Source organism: Ideonella alba, assembly GCF_018069875.1.
Lineage (GTDB): Bacteria > Pseudomonadota > Gammaproteobacteria > Burkholderiales > Burkholderiaceae_C > Ideonella > Ideonella alba.
Window position 1 is genome coordinate 274,522 of sequence record NZ_JAGQDF010000004.1, and the last position, 17,841, is coordinate 292,362.

14 protein-coding genes are annotated in these 17,841 nt (G+C 72.0%); 8 read left to right on the forward strand and 6 right to left on the reverse strand.

From position 1 onward, the window contains the following. Positions 1-4: 4 nt before the first annotated feature. Genes bchL through bchF form a run of 5 tightly spaced genes read right to left on the reverse strand, consistent with a single transcriptional unit; the run spans position 5 to position 8,110 of the window. A complete protein-coding gene (gene bchL, locus KAK07_RS08715; protein WP_210852972.1) occupies positions 5-925 on the reverse strand; it encodes a ferredoxin:protochlorophyllide reductase (ATP-dependent) iron-sulfur ATP-binding protein in 921 nt (306 codons plus the stop codon). Continuing rightward, entirely contained in the window at positions 922-4,773 is a 3,852-nt protein-coding gene (locus tag KAK07_RS08720; protein ID WP_210860261.1) for a magnesium chelatase subunit H, read from the reverse strand. The genes bchL and KAK07_RS08720 overlap by 4 nt, the downstream gene beginning before the upstream one ends. Continuing rightward, a complete protein-coding gene (gene bchB / locus KAK07_RS08725; RefSeq protein WP_210852976.1) occupies positions 4,748-6,301 on the reverse strand; it encodes a ferredoxin:protochlorophyllide reductase (ATP-dependent) subunit B in 1,554 nt (517 codons plus the stop codon). The genes KAK07_RS08720 and bchB overlap by 26 nt, the downstream gene beginning before the upstream one ends. Before the next feature lie 13 nt (positions 6,302-6,314). After that, complete coding sequence (locus KAK07_RS08730) at positions 6,315-7,589, reverse strand: ferredoxin:protochlorophyllide reductase (ATP-dependent) subunit N (protein WP_210852978.1); 1,275 nt, start codon at positions 7,587-7,589, stop codon at positions 6,315-6,317. Further along, complete coding sequence (gene bchF / locus KAK07_RS08735; protein ID WP_210852979.1) at positions 7,589-8,110, reverse strand: 2-vinyl bacteriochlorophyllide hydratase; 522 nt, start codon at positions 8,108-8,110, stop codon at positions 7,589-7,591. The genes KAK07_RS08730 and bchF overlap by 1 nt, the downstream gene beginning before the upstream one ends. Positions 8,111-8,470: 360 nt before the next feature. On the opposite strand from bchF, the gene KAK07_RS08740 reads away from it, so the two are divergent. The 7 genes from KAK07_RS08740 to KAK07_RS08770 all read left to right on the forward strand — a co-directional run bounded on the left by KAK07_RS08740 (position 8,471) and on the right by KAK07_RS08770 (position 15,325). Continuing rightward, positions 8,471-9,343 (forward strand): cobalamin B12-binding domain-containing protein, encoded by an 873-nt coding sequence (locus tag KAK07_RS08740; protein ID WP_210852981.1) that lies wholly within the window; start codon positions 8,471-8,473, stop codon positions 9,341-9,343. Beyond that, on the forward strand, positions 9,340-10,806 hold the full coding sequence (gene ppsR, locus KAK07_RS08745) for a transcriptional regulator PpsR (protein ID WP_310740713.1): 1,467 nt from the start codon (positions 9,340-9,342) through the stop codon (positions 10,804-10,806). Before KAK07_RS08740 ends, ppsR begins: the two co-directional genes overlap by 4 nt. Positions 10,807-11,145: 339 nt before the next feature. After that, the gene (chlG, locus tag KAK07_RS08750) at positions 11,146-12,036 is read left to right on the forward strand and encodes a chlorophyll synthase ChlG (protein WP_210860263.1); all 891 of its coding nucleotides are present in this window, start codon (positions 11,146-11,148) and stop codon (positions 12,034-12,036) included. A gap of 37 nt (positions 12,037-12,073) precedes the next feature. Beyond that, positions 12,074-13,411, forward strand: coding sequence for a BCD family MFS transporter (locus KAK07_RS08755; protein ID WP_210860267.1), 1,338 nt, complete (start codon positions 12,074-12,076; stop codon positions 13,409-13,411). Beyond that, entirely contained in the window at positions 13,408-14,598 is a 1,191-nt protein-coding gene (locus KAK07_RS08760) for a geranylgeranyl diphosphate reductase (RefSeq protein ID WP_247660980.1), read from the forward strand. The genes KAK07_RS08755 and KAK07_RS08760 overlap by 4 nt, the downstream gene beginning before the upstream one ends. After that, positions 14,595-15,077 carry a TspO/MBR family protein gene (locus tag KAK07_RS08765; RefSeq protein WP_210852986.1) on the forward strand — a complete coding sequence of 161 codons (483 nt, stop codon included), beginning with the start codon at positions 14,595-14,597 and terminating at the stop codon, positions 15,075-15,077. Before KAK07_RS08760 ends, KAK07_RS08765 begins: the two co-directional genes overlap by 4 nt. Further along, entirely contained in the window at positions 15,077-15,325 is a 249-nt protein-coding gene (locus KAK07_RS08770; RefSeq protein WP_210852987.1) for a hypothetical protein, read from the forward strand. The genes KAK07_RS08765 and KAK07_RS08770 overlap by 1 nt, the downstream gene beginning before the upstream one ends. A gap of 21 nt (positions 15,326-15,346) precedes the next feature. Here the strand turns inward: KAK07_RS08770 and trpE are convergent, their stop codons facing one another. Then, positions 15,347-16,822 carry an anthranilate synthase component I gene (trpE, locus tag KAK07_RS08775; RefSeq protein WP_210803208.1) on the reverse strand — a complete coding sequence of 492 codons (1,476 nt, stop codon included), beginning with the start codon at positions 16,820-16,822 and terminating at the stop codon, positions 15,347-15,349. Between the two features lie 382 nt (positions 16,823-17,204). Here trpE and KAK07_RS08780 point away from each other — a divergent pair, with 382 nt between their 5' ends. Continuing rightward, a complete protein-coding gene (locus tag KAK07_RS08780; protein ID WP_210852989.1) occupies positions 17,205-17,819 on the forward strand; it encodes a chalcone isomerase family protein in 615 nt (204 codons plus the stop codon). Positions 17,820-17,841 lie beyond the last annotated feature (22 nt).

A 17,841-nucleotide genomic window follows, 5' to 3' on the forward strand; every position in this document is an offset into this window, starting at 1 on the left:
GCGTTCAGTCGTAGCCCAGCAGGTCGAACAGGTCGCGGTCCTTCAGCGGCACCGCCTGGAAGGGCTCGCCGCCGGCGAACAGGCGGGCGGCGAGCTTCAGGTACTCGTCCTGCACCGCGCGCACCTCGGGGCTGTCCTCCATCTCGAACAGCGTGGCCTTCTTCAGGCGGCTGCGGCGGATCGCATCCAGGTCGGGGAAGCAGGCCAGCGTCTTCAGCCCGGCCTGGGCGTTGAAGCGGTCGATCTGGTCGGTGGCGTTGGAGCGGTTGGCCACCACGCCGCCCAGGCGCACCTTGTAGTTCTTGGCCTTGGCGCCGATTGCCTGCACGATGCGGTTCATCGCGAAGATCGAGTCGAAGTCGTTGGCGGTGACGATCACCGCGCGGTCGGCGTGCTGCAGCGGCGCGGCGAAGCCGCCGCAGACCACGTCGCCCAGCACATCGAAGATCACCACGTCGGTGTCGTCGAGCAGGTGGTGCTCCTTGAGCAGCTTGACGGTCTGGCCCACCACGTAGCCGCCGCAGCCGGTGCCGGCCGGCGGTCCGCCGGCCTCGACGCACATCACGCCGTTGTAGCCCTGCCAGACGAAGTCCTCGGTGCGCAGTTCCTCGGCGTGGAAGTTCACCGATTCCAGTGCGTCGATGACGGTGGGCATCAGCTTCTTGGTCAGCGTGAAGGTGGAGTCGTGCTTGGGGTCGCAGCCGATCTGCAGCACCCGCTTGCCCAGCTTGCTGAAGGCCACGCTGAGGTTGGAGCTGGTGGTGCTCTTGCCGATGCCGCCCTTGCCATAGACGGCAAACACCTTGGCGGTGCCGATCTGCAGCGAGGGGTCGGCCAGCGGGTCCATGTGGACCTGCACGCTGCCCTCGCCATCGCGGCCGGAGGCCCGGCGCAGCAGGTGGACGGGCACGGAGATATCGTTCATGCGGCGGCCCTTTCAGGGAAGATGCCTTCGAGCCGGTCTTCCAGCTCTTCGCCGGCGCGCTGCAGCGCCGCCAGCATGTCCGCGTCGGGCGTCCAGTAGCGGCGCGTGTGCGCCTCCAGCAGACGCTGGGCCACCTTGGCCGACGCGTGGGGATTGAGGGTGGCCAGGCGGTCGCGCATGGCCTCGTCGAGCATGAAGGTGCGCGTGAGCTGCTGGTAGACCCAGGGCGCGACCTGGCCGGTGGTGGCCGACCAGCCCATGGTGTTGGTGATCGCGGTCTCGATCTGGCGCACGCCCTCGTAGCCGTGGGCCAGCAGGCCCTCGTACCACTTGGGGTTGAGCATGCGGGTGCGGGTCTCCAGCATCACCTGCTCGTTGAGGGTGCGCACCGTGCCCTCGCCGCGCGTGGCGTCGCCGATGTAGACCGGCGCGGTGGCGTCGCCCGGCTCGGCGCGGCCGGCCTCGCGCTTGGCGCGCGCCACGGCGCGGCTGATGCCGCCCAGGGTGTCGAAATAGGTGTCGATGGTGGTGACGCCCAGCTCCACCGAGTCCAGGTTCTGGTACGCGAGCGAGACATCGGCCAGCACGCTGCCCAGCAGCGCCGGGTGCTTGGCCGGGCGGCCGCTGCGGCCGTAGGCGAAGCCCTTGCGGCGGGTGTAGGTCTCGGCCAACTCGTCCTCGCCGTCCCAGCGGCTGTTGTCGATCAGCATGTTGACGTTGGCGCCATAGGCGCCCTCGGCATTGCCGAAGACCCGCAGCGCGGCGTCCTCCAGCGAGCCGCCATGGGCCTGCTGGAAGGCCAGCGCGTGGCGCCGCACGAAGTTCAGCTCGGGCGGCTCGTCGGCGCTGGCGGCCAGGAAGGCGGCCTCGGCCAGCAGCTTGATCTGCAGCGGCAGCAGGTCGCGGAAGATGCCCGAGAGCGTGACCACCACGTCGATGCGCGGGCGGCCCAGCTCGGCCAGCGGGCGCAGCTCGGCACCGGCCAGGCGGCCGTAGCCGTCGAAGCGCGGCCTGGCACCCAGCAGGGCCAGCGCCTGGGCGATCGGGGCGCCTTCGGTCTTCAGGTTGTCGGTGCCCCACAGCACCAGGGCCACCGTCTCGGGCAGCGGGTGGCCGTCGGCCTGGTGGCGCGCCAGCAGGCGATCGGCCTGGCGCGCGCCGTCGATCACCGCAAAGGCACTGGGCAGGCGGAAGGGGTCGAAGCCGTGCAGGTTGCGGCCGGTGGGCAGCACCGACGGGTCGTGGACCACGTCGCTGCCGGGCGCCGGGCGCACATAGCCGCCGTCCAGCGCGTGCAGCAGCGCGCCGATCTCGTGGTCCTGGGCCAGCAGGCGCTCGGCGCGGGCGAGTTCTTCCAGTCGTTCGCGGCGCGCATCGTCGGCCGGCAGACCGGCATCGGCCAAGGCCTGCGCCGGGCTGCGGCCGTCGACCAGCGCCTGCAGCACCTCGCGCGGCAGCGCTTGCTGGCCACCCCCAGCGGCCGAGGCGGCGCTCATCGCCTGCAGGAAGTCCAGCCGTTCGCTGGGCGAGGGCGCGCGGCCCACCACGTGCAGGCCGTGGGGGATCAGCGTGGTCTCGGTCTCGAGCAGCAGGCGCCACAGGCGGTCGGCCTGCGCGGCCTGGGCCGGCGCGTCCAGGTCGGCCCAGTCGGGTTGCGCCGGGGCCATCTCCAGTGCCTGGGCCTGGGCCTGCACCAGCGCGGCCAGCGCGGCGCGTTCGGCATCGGCCGACGGGTCCAGCGCGCGCCATCGCTGCAGCGAGGCCTTCAGGTCGCCCAGCTCGCGGTACAGCCCGGCCTGCGAGACCGGCGGCGTCAGGTAGCTGATCAGCGTGGCGGCGGCGCGACGCTTGGCGATCGTGCCCTCGGACGGGTTGTTCGAGGCGTAGAGGTAGAAGTTGGGCAGCTCGCCGATCAGCCGGTCGGGCCAGCAGGCGCCGGACAGGCCGGCCTGCTTGCCGGGCATGAACTCCAGCGCGCCATGGGTGCCGAAGTGCAGCACCGCGTCGGCGCGGAAGTCCTCGCGCAGCCAGCGGTAGAAAGCGGCAAACGCATGGGTGGGGGCGAAGCCGTGCTCGAAGAGCAGGCGCATCGGGTCGCCCTCGTAGCCCATGCCGGGCTGTATGCCGACGAAGACGTTGCCGAAGCGCTCGCCGAGCACGTGGATGCTGCTGCCGTCGCTCTGGATGCGGCCCGGGGCCGGGCCCCATTGCGATTCGATCTCGGCCAGCCAGGGCTGCTGGCGCACGTGGTCGTCGGTGGGGATGCGGGCATGCACATTGGCCGAGGCGCCCAGGCGTTCGGCATTGCCGAAGATGATGCGCTCGCGCAGCGCATCCGGCGTGGGCGGCACCTCCACCGTGTAGCCCTGCTGCTGCAGCGACAGCAGCAGGTTGTGCAGGCTTTCAAACACCGACAGGAAGGCCGCGGTGCCGGTGTTGCCGGCGTTGGGCGGGAAGTTGAACAGCACGCAGGCCACGCGGCGCTGGGCGCGCTGGCTGCGGCGCAGCGCCACCAGCCGGGCCACGCGGGCGGCCAGCATGTCGGCCCGCTCGGGGCAGGTCTGCATGTCGTGGGCCTCGGGCGCGGCAGCGAAGGTGCATTGGCGTGCACAGCCGTTGCAGGCGTGGCCGGCGCTGTCGCTGCGGCCGCCGTAGACCATCGCGCCGGTGGCACCGTCCAGTTCAGGCAGCGCCACCATCATCGTGGCTTCGACCGGCAGCAGGCCACGCTCGGAGCCGCCCCACTGCTCCAGTGTCTGGAACTCGACCGGCATCACCGACAGGTAGGGCACGTCCAGCCGGGCCAGCAGGTCCTCGGCGGCGCGGGCGTCGTTGTAGGCCGGGCCGCCTACCAGCGAGAAGCCGGTCAATGAGACCACGCTGTCGACGCAGGGCCGGCCGTCGGCGAGGAAGAACTTCTCCACCGCCGGGCGCGCGTCCAGCCCGGTGGCGAAGGCCGGCAGCACGCGCAGGCCGCGGGCTTCCAGCGCGGTGATCACGCCGTCGTAATGGGCGGTGTTGCCGGCCAGCAGGTAGCTGCGCAGCAGCAGCAGGCCCACCGTGCCCTGCGGCGCCGACGGTGCCGGCAGCGCGCTGGCCTGGTCGGCCAGCGCGGGCTGCATGCGCGGGTGGTAGAGGCCGACCTCGGGGTACTCGACCGGCGCGTCGGGCTTGGCGCGGGCGCGGTAGGCCTCGCGCGGGCCGCTGGCGTAGCGCTGCACCAGCAGCTTGACCAGGCTGGCCACGTTGTCCTGCGAGCCGGCCAGCCAGTACTGCAGCACCAGGAAGTAGGCACGCAGGTCCTGGGCGGTGCCGGGGATGAAGCGCAGGATCTGCGGCAGGCGGCGCAGCATCGCCATCTGCTGGGCGCCGGCGCTGGGCTGGGTCGAGCCCTCGCTTTCGCCCTTGCCGGACAGGCGGTGGCGCAGCTTCTTGAGCAGCGCGGTGATGCCGGTGGCCTGGCCGTCCATGCTCAGGCGCCCCATGCGGGTGAGCTTCATCACCTCGGCGGCCGACATGGCGCAGACCATGGCGTCGCACTGCGCGCGGCGCGCACGCAGCGCGTCGAGCACCGGCAGGAAGTGGTCTTCCATGAACAGCATCGTCACGATGACGATGTCGCCCTGGGCGATGTCCTCGTGGCAGCGCGCCAGCGCGGCAGGCTTGTCGGCCCACTCCGAGGCCGCGTGCACCGCCAGCCGCAGGCCGGGCAGGGCGCGCGCGAGTTCGCGGGCGGCGCGCTCGGCGGCGCTGGCGATGTGGCTGTCCATCGTCACCAGCACCACGCGCAGTGGCACCGGGGCCGGGCCCGCGGCGCGGGACTCAGGCGCTGAAGTGGGCCTTGGCATCGTAGAGGGTCTCGACAGTGATCAGGGCCACGCCACGGTCGCGCGCGAAGCGCTCGGTGTTGCGGCGCGCCTTGCCGCGCACGAAGAAGGGGATCTTGTGCAGCTCGCGCTCGGCCTCCACCGCCCAGCTCGGCTCGTTGGAGGCCGGGGCCGGGGCCGCCAGCGGCGCGGGCAGCGGCGTCGGTGCGCTGGCCCCCAGGTGGGAGGGCGCGGCCTGCGGCGAGAACTCGAAGTCGTCGCGGAACATCGCCAGCAGGTGCTCTTCCAGGCCCATCATCAGCGGCAGCACCCAGGCGTCGAACATCACGTTGGCGCCTTCCAGGCCCATCTGCGGCGCGTGGCGGGCGGGGAAGTCCTGCACATGCACCGGCGCCGAGATCACGGCGCAGGGCAGGCCCAGGCGCTTGGCGATGTGGCGCTCCATCTGCGTGCCCAGCACCAGGTCAGGCTGCAGCGCGGCGATGTGGCGTTCCACCTCGAGGTAGTCGTCGGTGATCAGGGGCTCGACGCCGTAGAGCGCCGCGGCCTCGCGCAGGTCGCGCGCCTGCTCGCGGCTGTAGGTGCCCAGGCCGGCGACGGTGAAGCCGATCTCGCGCGCCGCCATCCGCGCGGCGGCCACCGCGTGGCAGGCGTCGCCGAAGATGAAGACGCGCTTGCCGGTGAGGTAGGTGCTGTCGACCGAGCGGGCGAACCAGCGCGCCCGTGCATCAATGCGTTGCAGCGCGGGGGCCGGGTCGACGCCGGCCAGCGTGGCCAGCTCGGCGATGAAGTCGGCGGTGGCGCCCAGGCCGATCGGCACCTGACGGGTGCGCGGCTGCTGCCACTGGCGTGCCAGCCAGTCGGCCAGCGTGCCGGCCAGCTCGGGGTACATGACGACATTGAAGTCGGCCTCGGGGATGCGCGCCAGGTCGGCGGCGTGGGCATCCAGCGGGGCCACCACGTTCACCTCGATGCCCAGCAGCGCCAGCAGCTCGCGCACCTCGCGCAGGTCGTCGCGGTGGCGAAAGCCCAGCGCCATCGGGCCCAGGATGTTGGCGCGCGGCGCGCGGTCGGCCGGACGCGGCGGGCGCGCGTAGGACGCGGGTGGCAGGCCGGCCAGGCCGCGCACCAGGCGGTACAGGGTCTCGGCAGCGCCCCAGTTCTCCTTGCGCTGGTAGGCGGGCAGCTCCAGCGGGATCACCGGCAGCGGCAGCTGCAGCGTGGAGGCCAGGCCACCGGGGTCGTCCTGGATCAGCTCGGCGGTGCAGGACGCGCCCACCAGCAGCGCGGCGGGCTGGTGGCGCGCCACGGCGTCGCGCACCGCGGTCTTGAACAGCTCGGCGGTGTCGGCGCCCAGGTCGCGCGCCTGGAAGGTGGTGTAGGTGACCGGCGGGCGCTGGTCGCGGCGCTCGATCATCGTGAACAGCAGGTCGGCGTAGGTGTCGCCCTGCGGGGCGTGCAGCACGTAGTGGACGTCGCGCATCGCGGTGGCCACGCGCATCGCGCCCACATGCGGCGGTCCTTCGTAGGTCCAGAGCGTCAGTTGCATCGTGGTGTCCTCGTCAGGCGGCCAGCCGTTGGCGGCGGTCCAGGGGGCGGGCGAACAGGCCGGCCAGGTCGCCCGCCTGCTCGTAGCCGTGCACCGGGGTGAAGACCAGCTCGATCGACCACTTGGTGGTCAGGCCCTCGGCCTCCAGCGGATTGGCCAGGCCCAGGCCGCAGACCACCAGGTCGGGCTGCGCGGCGCGGCAGCGGTCCAGCTGGCGGTCGACGTCCTGGCCCTCCGACAACTGGGTGCCCGCGGGCAGCCAGGCCAGCTCGGGCGCCAGGTGCTGGCGGTGCAGGTAGGGCGTGCCCACCTCGACCAGGTCCATGCCCAGCTCGCGACTCAGGAAACGCGCCAGCGGCACCTCGAGCTGCGAGTCGGGGAAGAAGAAGACGCGCTTGCCGGCCAGCAGCGGGCGGTGGCGCGCCAGCGCGGCCTGGGCCCGCTCGCGCGCCGGGCGGGTGACGCGCTCGACCACCTCGGGGCCGATGCCGAAGGCCGCCGCCGCGGCTTCGAGCCAGGCGGTGGTGCCCTCGATGCCGAAGGGGAAGGCCGCCGGCAGGTGACGCGCGCCGCGTGCGGCCAGCGCGCGGGCGGTGTCGGCCAGGAAAGGCTGGGCCAGCAGCAGACGGGTCGACGGGCCGACCGCCGGCAGCTCGCCACGGCGGCGTGCCGGCAGGAAGTGCACGGCGGGAATGCCGATGGCACTGAGCAGGCGGCTCAGCTGGTCCTCGACCACGTCGGGCAGCGCGCCGGCCACCAGCAGCGAGGGCGGGGCCTCGGGCGCGGCGGCGGGCAGTTCGGCCACCAGGGCGGCCAGGCAGGCGTCCTCGCCCTGGGTGAAGGTGGTCTCGATGCCGCTGCCGCTGTAGTTCAGCACCCGCACACCGGGCGCGACGCGGCCGTTGAGCCGCTCGGCGGCGCGCGCCAGGTCGAGCTTGATGACCTCGGACGGGCAGGAGCCCACCAGGAACAGCGTGCGGATGTCGGGGCGGCGCGCCAGCAGATCGGCCACCACGCGGTCGATCTCGTCGTGCGCATCGGCCAGGCCGGCCAGGTCGCGCTCATCGAGGATGGCGGTGCCGAAGCGCGGCTCGGCGAAGATCATCACCCCGGCCGCCGACTGCAGCAGGTGCGCACAGGTGCGCGAGCCCACCACCAGGAAGAACGCGTCCTGCATCTTGCGGTGCAGCCAGACGATGCCGGTCAGACCGCAGAAGACCTCGCGCTGGCCGCGCTCGCGCAGCACCGACTCGGGCAGCAACTGGAACACCGGGGCGGGACCATTCATCACAGCCCCTTCGCCACAGCCAGCGCGGGCGGCGCCTGCAGGCGGGCCATGCGTAGCTTCCAGACGAACTGGCCGGCATTGACCAGGTAGCTGGCATAGGCCGCCAGCGCCAGCAGCAGCAGCGCCCGCGTGTCCAGCCAGCCCTGCGACCAGGCCAGCAGGTAGGCGGTGTGCAGTGCCAGCACCAGCATGCTGAACACGTCTTCCCAGAAGAAGGGGCGCGCGAACAGCCAGACGCCGAAGACCTGCTTCTCCCAGATCGAGCCGGTGACCATGATCAGGTAGAGCACCGCGGTCTTCACGCCCACCGAGATCAGCGCGGCCGATTGGTGGGCACCACTGTCGAGTGACCGCAACACCAGCGCCAGGCTCACCAGGAAGACCCCGAACTGCAGCGGCGCGAGCACGCCCTGCACCAGCGTCCAGGGCGAGGCGTCGCGGCGCAGGCGCTCCTGGGGGGTGTACAGCGGGGCGGCGCCTGTCGGGGCGGCAGCAGGGGAACGAAGGGGGGAGGGGCTCACGGCGGGCGGGGAAGGTGCATCGGACCCGCAATGGGGCAGGCGGCCCAATCTAGATCGCCGCAGCAGCGGTGTCAATGATGATTGACGTTAATTTGAATTGACGCTACGGTAGCGACCAAGGTTGGATCTCCCTGCGGGCGTCGTCACGCCTGCTTTGACATCCACCCTCAGGCGGCGTACAAGCTCGGCTGGAGCGTCGGCGCCTGATATGAACCGACACGACGGCAATCAGTGCAACGCAGCGCAGGGGCCCGCGGCCCCTCCCTCCCCGGGACTTCTGATCTAGGGGGATGGTCTACCGACAGAGCCCGACAATGCACCTGGGTCGCTGTGCCGAGCATCAGCGTTGAGGAGATGTGCATGGGTTCATGGAACCGGGGTCACGCGCCGCCCCCCACACGGCTGCCAGCGGGTGAAGACACCTGCCATGGCGTCCGGGCCGACGATCTGCTGTGCGCCCATTCGGCCGCCCTGCTCGACACCGTCGAACACCAGATCATTCCGCGCCTGATGCTGCTGCATCGGCAGCACGATTCGCAGGCCTCGACCTCGGCCTCGGGCGCCGGCTTCAGCCTGGACAGCCACGAGGTCGAGCGCTTCACCGAGCACGTGCTGCAGGGCTACGAGCAGGCCATGCAGCACGTGATCTACCTGCAGGACCATGGCGTGCCCGCGCCCACGCTGTGCCTGGACCTGCTGGCCCCGGCCGCGCGGCGGCTGGGCGAGCTGTGGTCGGCCGATCTGTGCGACTTCACCCAGGTCACGATCGGCCTGGGCCGGCTGCAGGGCCTGCTGCGCAGCATCGCCGAGCGCCTGCCGCCGACCGTGCAGGCCACGCGTCTGCCCCGCAGTGCGCTGTTCGCGCCCGCCCCGGGCGAGCAGCACACGCTGGGCCTGTCGATGGTGCGCGATTTCTTCCGCGCCTCGGGCTGGGAGGTCTGCGCCGACGAGCCCAAGGCCGAGGCCGGCCTGCTGGCCCTGGCGCGCAGCCACCGCTTTGACGTGATCGGCTTCTCGATCGGCAGTGACCGCCAGACCGACCCGCTGAAGTCCCTGATCGCCCGCCTGCGCCAGGAGGCCCGTTACCCGCTGATCGTTCTGCTGGGTGGGCCGCTGGTATTATCCCGTCCCGAATTGGCACAGGCGCTGGGTGCAGACGCCGGTGCCACCGATGCCCGACAAGCCCTTCTAGTAGCCGACGCCCTGATGACCGCGCGGGATACGAACCGGTGAGCACACGACGCCCGTTGACACGCGCCGGCAAGGCCACCAGGCACCTCGCAGCGGTTGGACAGACCTTCGACCAGCCTGAGCGCACGCTGCAGGCGCTGGCGCCGGGCGATGCCGCGTCGCTGATCTGGACCGCCTCCGACATCGCGCTGATCGTCGACCCGAAGGGTGTCGTCGAGGACGTGTCCACCAGTGTCAACGGCCTGCCCAGCGATGTGCCAGGCGGCTGGGTCGGCCGCCCCTGGGTGGATGTGGTCACCCCCGAGAGCCGCACCAAGGTCGAGTCGCTGCTCAGCGAGACCGGCAACCCGCAGTGGCGCCATGTGAACCATCCGCTGGGCCAGGGCGGCGATTTCCCGGTCATGTACCGCGCGATGCCGGTGGGCCAGCAGGGCCGCGTGCTGGCGCTGGGCCGCGACATGCGCAGCCTGGCCAAGCTGCAGCAGCGCCTGGTTGATGCGCAGCATGCGGTGGAGCGCGATTACCTGCGCCTGCGCAATGTCGAGGCGCGCTACCGTCTGCTGTTCGAGCGGGCCACCGACGCCATCCTGATCGTCGACGCCAGCGACCTGCGGGTGCTGGAAGCCAACCCGATGGCGATCGAGCTGCTGGGCCCGTCCTCGCGCCGGCTGGTCGGCCAGCCGCTGGGCACCGGCCTGCCTGATCGCGTCGTGCGCGAGCTCGATGCGCTGCTCGACCGCGTGCGCTCCAGCGGCCGCAGCGAGGAGCACCGGCTGCGCGTCACCACACCACGCCGTCTGGACGTGGTGGTCAGCGCCAGCCTGTTCACGCAGGACGAGCGCACGATGATCCTGGTGCGCATGCGGCCGCTGCAGGCCGGTGGCGTCGAGGGCGCGCGCGAACTGGGGCTGTCGCAACTGGTTCAGGGACTGCCCGACGGCTTCGTCGTCACCTCGCCCGATGGCCGGGTGCTGATGGCCAACAAGGCCTTCGTCGAGCTGGCCCAGATGACCCGCGAGGAGCACCTGATCGGCGAATCGATCGAGCGCTGGCTGGGCCGCCCGGGTGTCGACCTCAACGTGATGCTGGCCGCGCTGCGCCAGCAGGGCACGCTGCGCCTGTTCAACACCGTGGTGCACGGCGAGCTGGGCGTGGAGGCCGATGTCGAGATCTCCGCCGTCGCCGCGCCCGAGGCCGAGCCCCCCTGCGTGGCCTTCAACATCCGCCACGTCGGCCGCCGGCTGGGTCAGGAAGACACCAGCGCCAAGGGCATGCCGCGCTCGGTCGAGCAGCTCACCCAGCTGGTCGGGCGCATGCCGCTGCGCGACCTGGTGCGCGAGTCCACCGACCTGATCGAGCAGCTGTGCATTGAAGCCGCGCTGCAGCTGACCCAGGGCAACCGGGCCTCGGCCGCCGAGATGCTGGGCCTGTCGCGCCAGAGCCTGTATGTGAAGCTGCGCCGCTACGGCATGGCCGAGGGCAGCGCCGACCAGGCGGCGCGTTGACACTCACCGGCGGCTGACCACCGCGCGCCGCGCCCAGGCGTGGCAGCCGCGCCTGTTCAGCACAGCTCAGCCGTAGAACGAGCCCGGCGGCCGCGGCGCGGTACCGCCCGAGGGCACCCACGGCAGCAGCCGCTCCCACCACACCATCGACCCCGTGGCCGCGGGTGCAGTCGCGCGCGCCACTGCCGCACGCATGACCGGTGGTCGGCGGGCTGGCAGGGCACGCGACAGGCGCAGGGAGACAGGGTGGTTCATGGTGACCCGGCGATCGACCCGGGATGGGTCCGCACCCTGTAAATTACTCTTGACACCATCACGTGTCAACCAAAGAATGCGGTCATGTCTGCTGCCAGCCGCCCCTCCCTGGCCACCGTGGCCGAGCTGCTCAAGCCGATCACCTGGTTTCCGCCGATGTGGGCCTTCGGCTGCGGCGTGGTGGCCTCCGGCCTGCCGCTGGACGGCCGCTGGGGATTGGTGCTGCTGGGTGTGCTGCTGGCCGGGCCGCTGGTCTGCGCCACCAGCCAGGCGGTCAACGACTGGTTCGACCGCGAGGTCGACGCCATCAATGAACCGCAACGCCCCATTCCCTCGGGCCGCATGCCGGGTCGCTGGGGTCTGTATGTGGCGCTGATCTGGACGCTGCTGTCGCTGCTGGCCGCGGTGCCGCTGGGCGGCTGGGGCTTTGGCGCCGCGGTGCTGGGCCTGCTGCTGGCCTGGGCCTACAGCGCGCCGCCGCTGCGCCTGAAGCGCAATGGCTGGTGGGGCAACGCGGCCTGCGCGCTGTCCTACGAAGGCCTGGCCTGGGTCACCGGCGCCGCGGTGATGGCCTGGGGCACGATGCCGCAGGAGCGCTCGGTGGCGCTGGCCCTGCTCTACAGCCTGGGCGCGCACGGCATCATGACGCTCAACGACTTCAAGTCGATCGAAGGCGACCGCGCCACCGGCATCGGCTCGCTGCCGGTGCGCCTGGGCGTGCGCGGCGCCGCGCGCGCCGCCTGCCTGACGATGCTGCTGCCCCAGGCCGTGGTCGTGACCCTGCTGCTGCTGTGGCAGGCGCCCTGGCACGCCGCGGTGGTGAGCGGCCTGATCGTGGTGCAGGCGCAGATGATGCGGCGCTTCCTGGCCAATCCCCGCGCCCAGGCCACCTGGTACAGCGGCTTCGGCGTGCCGCTGTTCGTGCTGGGCATGCTGGTCAGCGCGCTGGCGCTGCGCAGCCTGGCCGCCGGCTGAGGTGCCGCTCCCCGGCGCCCATGAAAGGACTGCTGCGATGACCTCCTTCTTCGGCTGGCCCCAGGTGGCCCGGCTCGGCCTGGTGCAGGCCGCGCTGGGGGCGATCGTGGTGCTGACCACCTCCACCTTGAACCGGGTGATGGTGGTCGAGCTGGCACTGCCCGCGCTGCTGCCCGGCCTGCTGGTGGCGCTGCACCACGCGGTGCAGATCACCCGTCCGCGCATGGGCCATGGCAGCGACGTGGGCGGCCGCCGCACGCCCTGGATCATCGGCGGCATGGCGGTGCTGGCCAGTGGCGGCGTGCTGGCGGCGCTGGCCACCGCCTGGATGGGCAGCGAGCCCGGCCCGGGCGCTGCGCTGGCGGCGCTGGGCTTCGTGCTGATCGGCCTGGGCGTCAGCGCCTGCGGCACGGCCTTGCTGACACTGCTGGCCAAGCGCGTGGCGCCCGACCGCCGCGCCGGCGCGGCCACCGTGGTGTGGCTGATGATGATCGTGGGCTTTGCCGTCACCGCCGGTGTCACCGGCAAGCTGCTCGACCCCTACAGCCCCGCCCGCCTGGTGCAGGTGACCAGCGGCGTGGCGCTGATCGCGGTGCTGGTGACGGTGCTGGCGCTGTGGGGCCTGGAGGGCCGCGCGCCGGCCAGTGCCGGGCCGGACGAGGCCCGGCCCGACGCCCAGGCCTTCCGCACCGCGCTGCGCGAAGTCTGGGCCGACGAGGACGCGCGCCGCTTCTCGGTCTTCGTCTTCCTGTCGATGCTGGCCTACGCGGCGCAGGACCTGGTGCTGGAGCCCTTTGCCGGCCAGGTGCTGGGCTACACGCCGGGCCAGACCACCAGCCTGTCCGGGCTGCAGCACGGCGGCGTGCTGGTGGGCATGCTGGCCGCCGCCGCCGCAGGGCGCGAATGGCGTGGCCTGCGCCTGGGCACGCTGCGTGGCTGGACGGTGGGCGGCTGCATCGCCTCGGCGCTGGCGATGGCCGGCCTGGTGATGGCGGCGCTGGTCGGTCCCGAGTGGCCGTTCCGCCTGAACGTGTGGCTGCTGGGCGCCGCCAATGGCGCGTTCTCGATCGCCGCGATCGGCTCGATGATGCACCTGGCAGGCGCCCAGGGCGGCGGCCGCGAGGGCGTGCGCATGGGCCTGTTCGGCGCCGCACAGGGCATTGCCTTCGGGCTGGGCGGTCTGGTCGGCACCGGCGCCAGCGACCTGGCGCGCTGGGCCTTCGGCCTGCCGGACACCGCCTACGCCAGTGTCTTCGCGCTGGAGGCGGCGATGTTCGTGGCCGCCGCCGGCATCGCCGCCGGACGGCGCCGCGCCAGACCGGCGTCCGGCCCCGGTGCGCTGACCGGCCCGACCACCCTGCAGGTGCCCCGATGAACGCCGCCATGAACGTCAACGCCCGCCCGCTGGACCTGGTCGTGGTGGGCGGCGGCCCGGCCGGCGCCACCGCGGCGCACGAGGCCGCCCGCGCCGGAAAGCGCGTGCTGCTGATCGACCGCGCCGGGCGCATCAAGCCCTGTGGCGGTGCGATCCCGCCGCGCCTGATGCGCGACTTCGACATCCCTGAATCGCTGCTGGTGGCCAAGGCGCGCTGCGCGCGCATGGTGGCGCCCTCGGACAAGCACGTCGACATCCCGATCGAGAACGGCTATGTGGGCCTGGTTGACCGCGAGCACTTCGACGAGTGGCTGCGCCAGCGCGCCGAGGCCGCGGGCGCCGAGCGCTGCACCGCCCGCTTCGAGAGCCTGGGCCGCGACACCGACGGCGTGCGCGTGGTCCATGCCCGCCGGGCCGACGGCACCGACCTGCGTTTTCGCACCCGCTGCGTGATCGGCGCCGACGGCGCCAACTCGGCGGTGGCACGCGGCACGGTGCCGGGCTGGGACCGCGGCCGCTTCGTCTTCGCGTACCACGAGATCATCGACACGCCGCCGGGCGTCGACCCCGAGCGCTGTGACGTGATCTACCGCGGCAGCCTGTCGCCCGACTTCTACGCCTGGATCTTCCCGCACGGCCGCACGATGAGCGTGGGCACCGGCAGCGCCGAGCAGGGCTTCTCGCTGCGCGGCGCCGTGGGCCGGCTGCGCGAGGCCAGCGGCCTGGCCGCGGCCACCACGCTGCGCCGCGAGGGCGCGCCGCTGCCGCTCAAGCCGCTGCCGCGCTGGGACGATGGCCAGGACGTGCTGCTGGCCGGCGATGCCGCCGGCGTGGTGGCGCCGGCCTCGGGCGAGGGCATCTACTACGCGATGCTGGGCGGCCGCCTGGCGGCCGAGGCGGCCCTGGCCTTCCTGGCCAGTGGCGACGTGCGCGATCTGCGCCAGGCCCGCGCGCGCTTCATGCGCGAGCACGGCCGCGTGTTCTGGGTGCTGGGTGCGATGCAGTGGTTCTGGTACCGCAACGACCGCCTGCGCGAGCGCTTCGTCAGCATCTGCCGCGACCGCGACGTGCAGCAGCTCACCTTCGACGCCTACATGAACAAGCGCCTGGTGCGCGCCAAGCCGATGGCCCATCTGCGCATCTTTGCCAAGGACGTGGCGCACCTGCTGGGTCTGGCGCGCGTATGAGTCCTGTCACCCGCGCGCGGCTGGCCGCCGCCGCCGCCGCGCTGGCCGTGGCCGCGCTGGGTGGGCTGTCCACCGACATCGGCCCCTGGTACGCCAGCCTGCAGCGCCCCCCCTGGCAGCCGCCCGACGCCTGGTTCGGTCCGGTCTGGACGCTGATCTACGCGCTGTGTGCGCTGTCGGCCGCCGAGGCCTGGCAGGCCAGCCACACGCGCGCGCAGCGCCTGAACCTGCTGCTGGCCTGGAGCCTGAACGCCTGCCTGAACGTGGGGTGGAGCCTGCTGTTCTTCCGCCTGCGCCGGCCCGACTGGGCGCTGGCCGAGGTGGGGCTGTTGTGGGCTTCGATCGCGCTGCTGGTGGTGATCAGCTGGCCACGCTCGCGCCGGGCGGCGCTGTTCCTGCTGCCCTACCTGGCCTGGGTGACCTTCGCTGCGGTGCTCAACCGCGCGGTGGTGGACCTGAACCCGCCGTTCGGTCCGTGATGCCTGCCCTGCCCACGCTCTGGCTGCCCTGGCTGCTGAACGCCATCCTGGCGCTGATGGCCGCCGAGGCGCTGTGGCTGCTGTTGTACCGCCGCCCTGCGCAGCCGCAGCGGCTGCGCTCGGTGCTGGCCGGCGCCGGTCTGGTGCTGGCCTGGCGGCTGCACATGGCGGGCGCGGCGCCGTGGGTGGTGGCCGCCTGCCTGGGTGCGGCCGGCCTGGCCCATGCCCGGGCCTGGTGGTGGCGCTGAGCGCGCCACCCCGCCTGTCGATCAGAAGCCTTCTTCGACCAGCTCCGCCGCGCGGATCACCGCGCGCGCCTTGGCCTCGGTTTCCTTCCACTCCAGCTCGGGCACCGAGTCGGCCACCACGCCGGCACCTGCCTGCACGTAGAGCGTGTTGTCCTTGACGATGCCGGTGCGGATGGCGATGGCCACGTCCATGTCGCCGGCAAAGCTGAGGTAGCCGCAGGCGCCGCCGTAGATGCCGCGCTGGGAGATTTCCAGCTCGTCGATGATCTCCATCGCATGGATCTTCGGCGCGCCGCTGAGCGTGCCGGCCGGGAAACTGGCCTTGAGCACATCCAGCGCGCTCAGGCCCGGCTGCAGCAGGCCTTCGACGTTGCTGACGATGTGCATCACATGCGAGTAGCGCTCGATGCCGAAGGCCTCGGTGACCTTGACGCTGCCGGTCTGGGCGATGCGGCCCACGTCGTTGCGTGCCAGGTCGATCAGCATCACATGCTCGGCGCGCTCCTTCATGTCGGCCAGCAGGTCGGCCTCGAGCTGGCGGTCCTGCTCGGGCGTGGCGCCGCGCGGGCGGGTGCCGGCGATCGGGCGGATGGTGACCACCTGGCCTTCGGGCCGCGCTTCCTGCCGCACCAGGATCTCGGGGCTGGCGCCGACAATCTGGAAGTCGCCCATGTCGTAGTAGTACATGTAGGGGCTGGGGTTCAGCGAGCGCAGCGCGCGGTACAGCGACAGCGGGCTCTCGGTGTAGCGCTTCTTCAGACGCTGGCCGATGACGATCTGCATGCAGTCGCCGGCGGCGATGTACTCCTTGGCCTTGAGCACCGCGCGCTCGAAGTCGGCCTTGGCGAACTCGCGCTCCACCGCGTGGCTGGCGCCGCGTTTCACCTGCGGCGCGGTGACGCTGTAGCGCAGCTTGTCGCTCAGCTCGGCCAGGCGCTTCTTGCCCTTGAAGTAGGCCTCGGGCTGCGACGGATCGGCCCAGACGATCAGGTACAGCCGGCCCGAGAGGTTGTCGATGACCGCCAGCTCCTCGGTCTGCAGCAGCAGGATGTCGGGCGTACCGATGCCGCCGGGCTTCTTCACGCCGGCCAGCTTCTTCTCGATGTAGCGCACGGTCTCGTAGCCGAAGTAGCCGGCCAGGCCGCCGCAGAAACGCGGCAGGCCCGGGCGCAGCGCCGGCTTGAAGCGCTGCTGGTACTGGGCCACGAAGTCCAGCGGGTTGCCTTCATGGCGCTCGACCACCGCGCCGTCGGTGACCACCTCGGTCACGCCGTCGGTGGCGCGCAGCAGGGTGCGGGCGGGCAGGCCGATGAAGCTGTAGCGGCCGAAGCGCTCGCCGCCCACCACCGATTCCAGCAGGAAGCTGTGCTTGTGGCCGCCGGCCAGCTTCAGGTAGAGCGACAGCGGGGTCTCGAGGTCGGCGAAGGCCTCGGCGATCAGCGCGATGCGGTTGTAGCCCTCGTCGGCCAGGCTCTTGAATTCGAGTTCGGTGATCACGGGTCGGGTCCTTGACGGGGCCCGGCCGGCTGCGCATGCGGCAGCATGAAGGGGAGCGGCTCGGGCAGAGGTGTCGGGTGGCGGCGGCCCAGCGGACCGCGGCAGGAAACCGGCGCGCTGGCGGGCCCGGTCACGGGCGCTCAGGCAGGCGGCAAAGGATCAGGCCGGCCAGCGACGCCAGGGCCAGGCTCCCCGGTCGATCGACGACGCCATCCATTTGCGCGAGGTGAACATGCGCCCGAGTGTAGCGCAGCGACCTCCAGGGTCTCTTGCGTTCCCCCGGTTTACAGGCCGCCCGGCATTGGCGACACTCGAGCCCGCTGCGGACCGACCCGGCCCGCCGCGCCCACAGCGCACCTGCAGTACCCAAGGAGTGCCCACCATGAGACGTCGTTCGATGCTGCCCGCCCTGGCGGCGGCGCTGGCCCTGTCCCCCTGGAGCGTCCGCGCGGCCGATCCGCCGCCGGTGGAGCTCGCCGGCGTGCGCTACGACGCCTTCGAGACCGTGGCCGGCAGCCGGCTGCAGCTCAACGGCGCGGGCATCCGCTACAAGGCCATCTTCAAGGTCTACACCGCCGGCCTGTACCTGGGCCGCCCCGCCACCACGCCTGAGGCGGTCTACGCCACGCCCGGCCCGCGCCGCCTGCACATCGTGATGCTGCGCGAGATCGATGCCAACGAGCTGGGCAAGCTGTTCACCCAGGGCATGGAGAAGAACGCCTCGCGCCAGGAGTTCGCCAAGTCCATCCCGGGCACGCTGAAGCTGGCCGAGCTGTTCGCCCGCAAGAAGAAGCTGGCGGCCGGCGATTCGTTCAGCGTCGACTACCTGCCCGGCCAGGGCACGGTGGTGGTGGTCAACGGCAAGCCCGAGATCGAGCCGATCAAGGAGCCCGAGTTCTTCAACGTGCTGATGAGCATCTGGCTGGGCCAGGCGCCGGCGGACGCCGGTCTGAAGGACGCCCTGCTGGGCCAGAAGGGCCGCGCCTTCGGCGCCTGAGCCCCGCCACCAGAGCGCCACG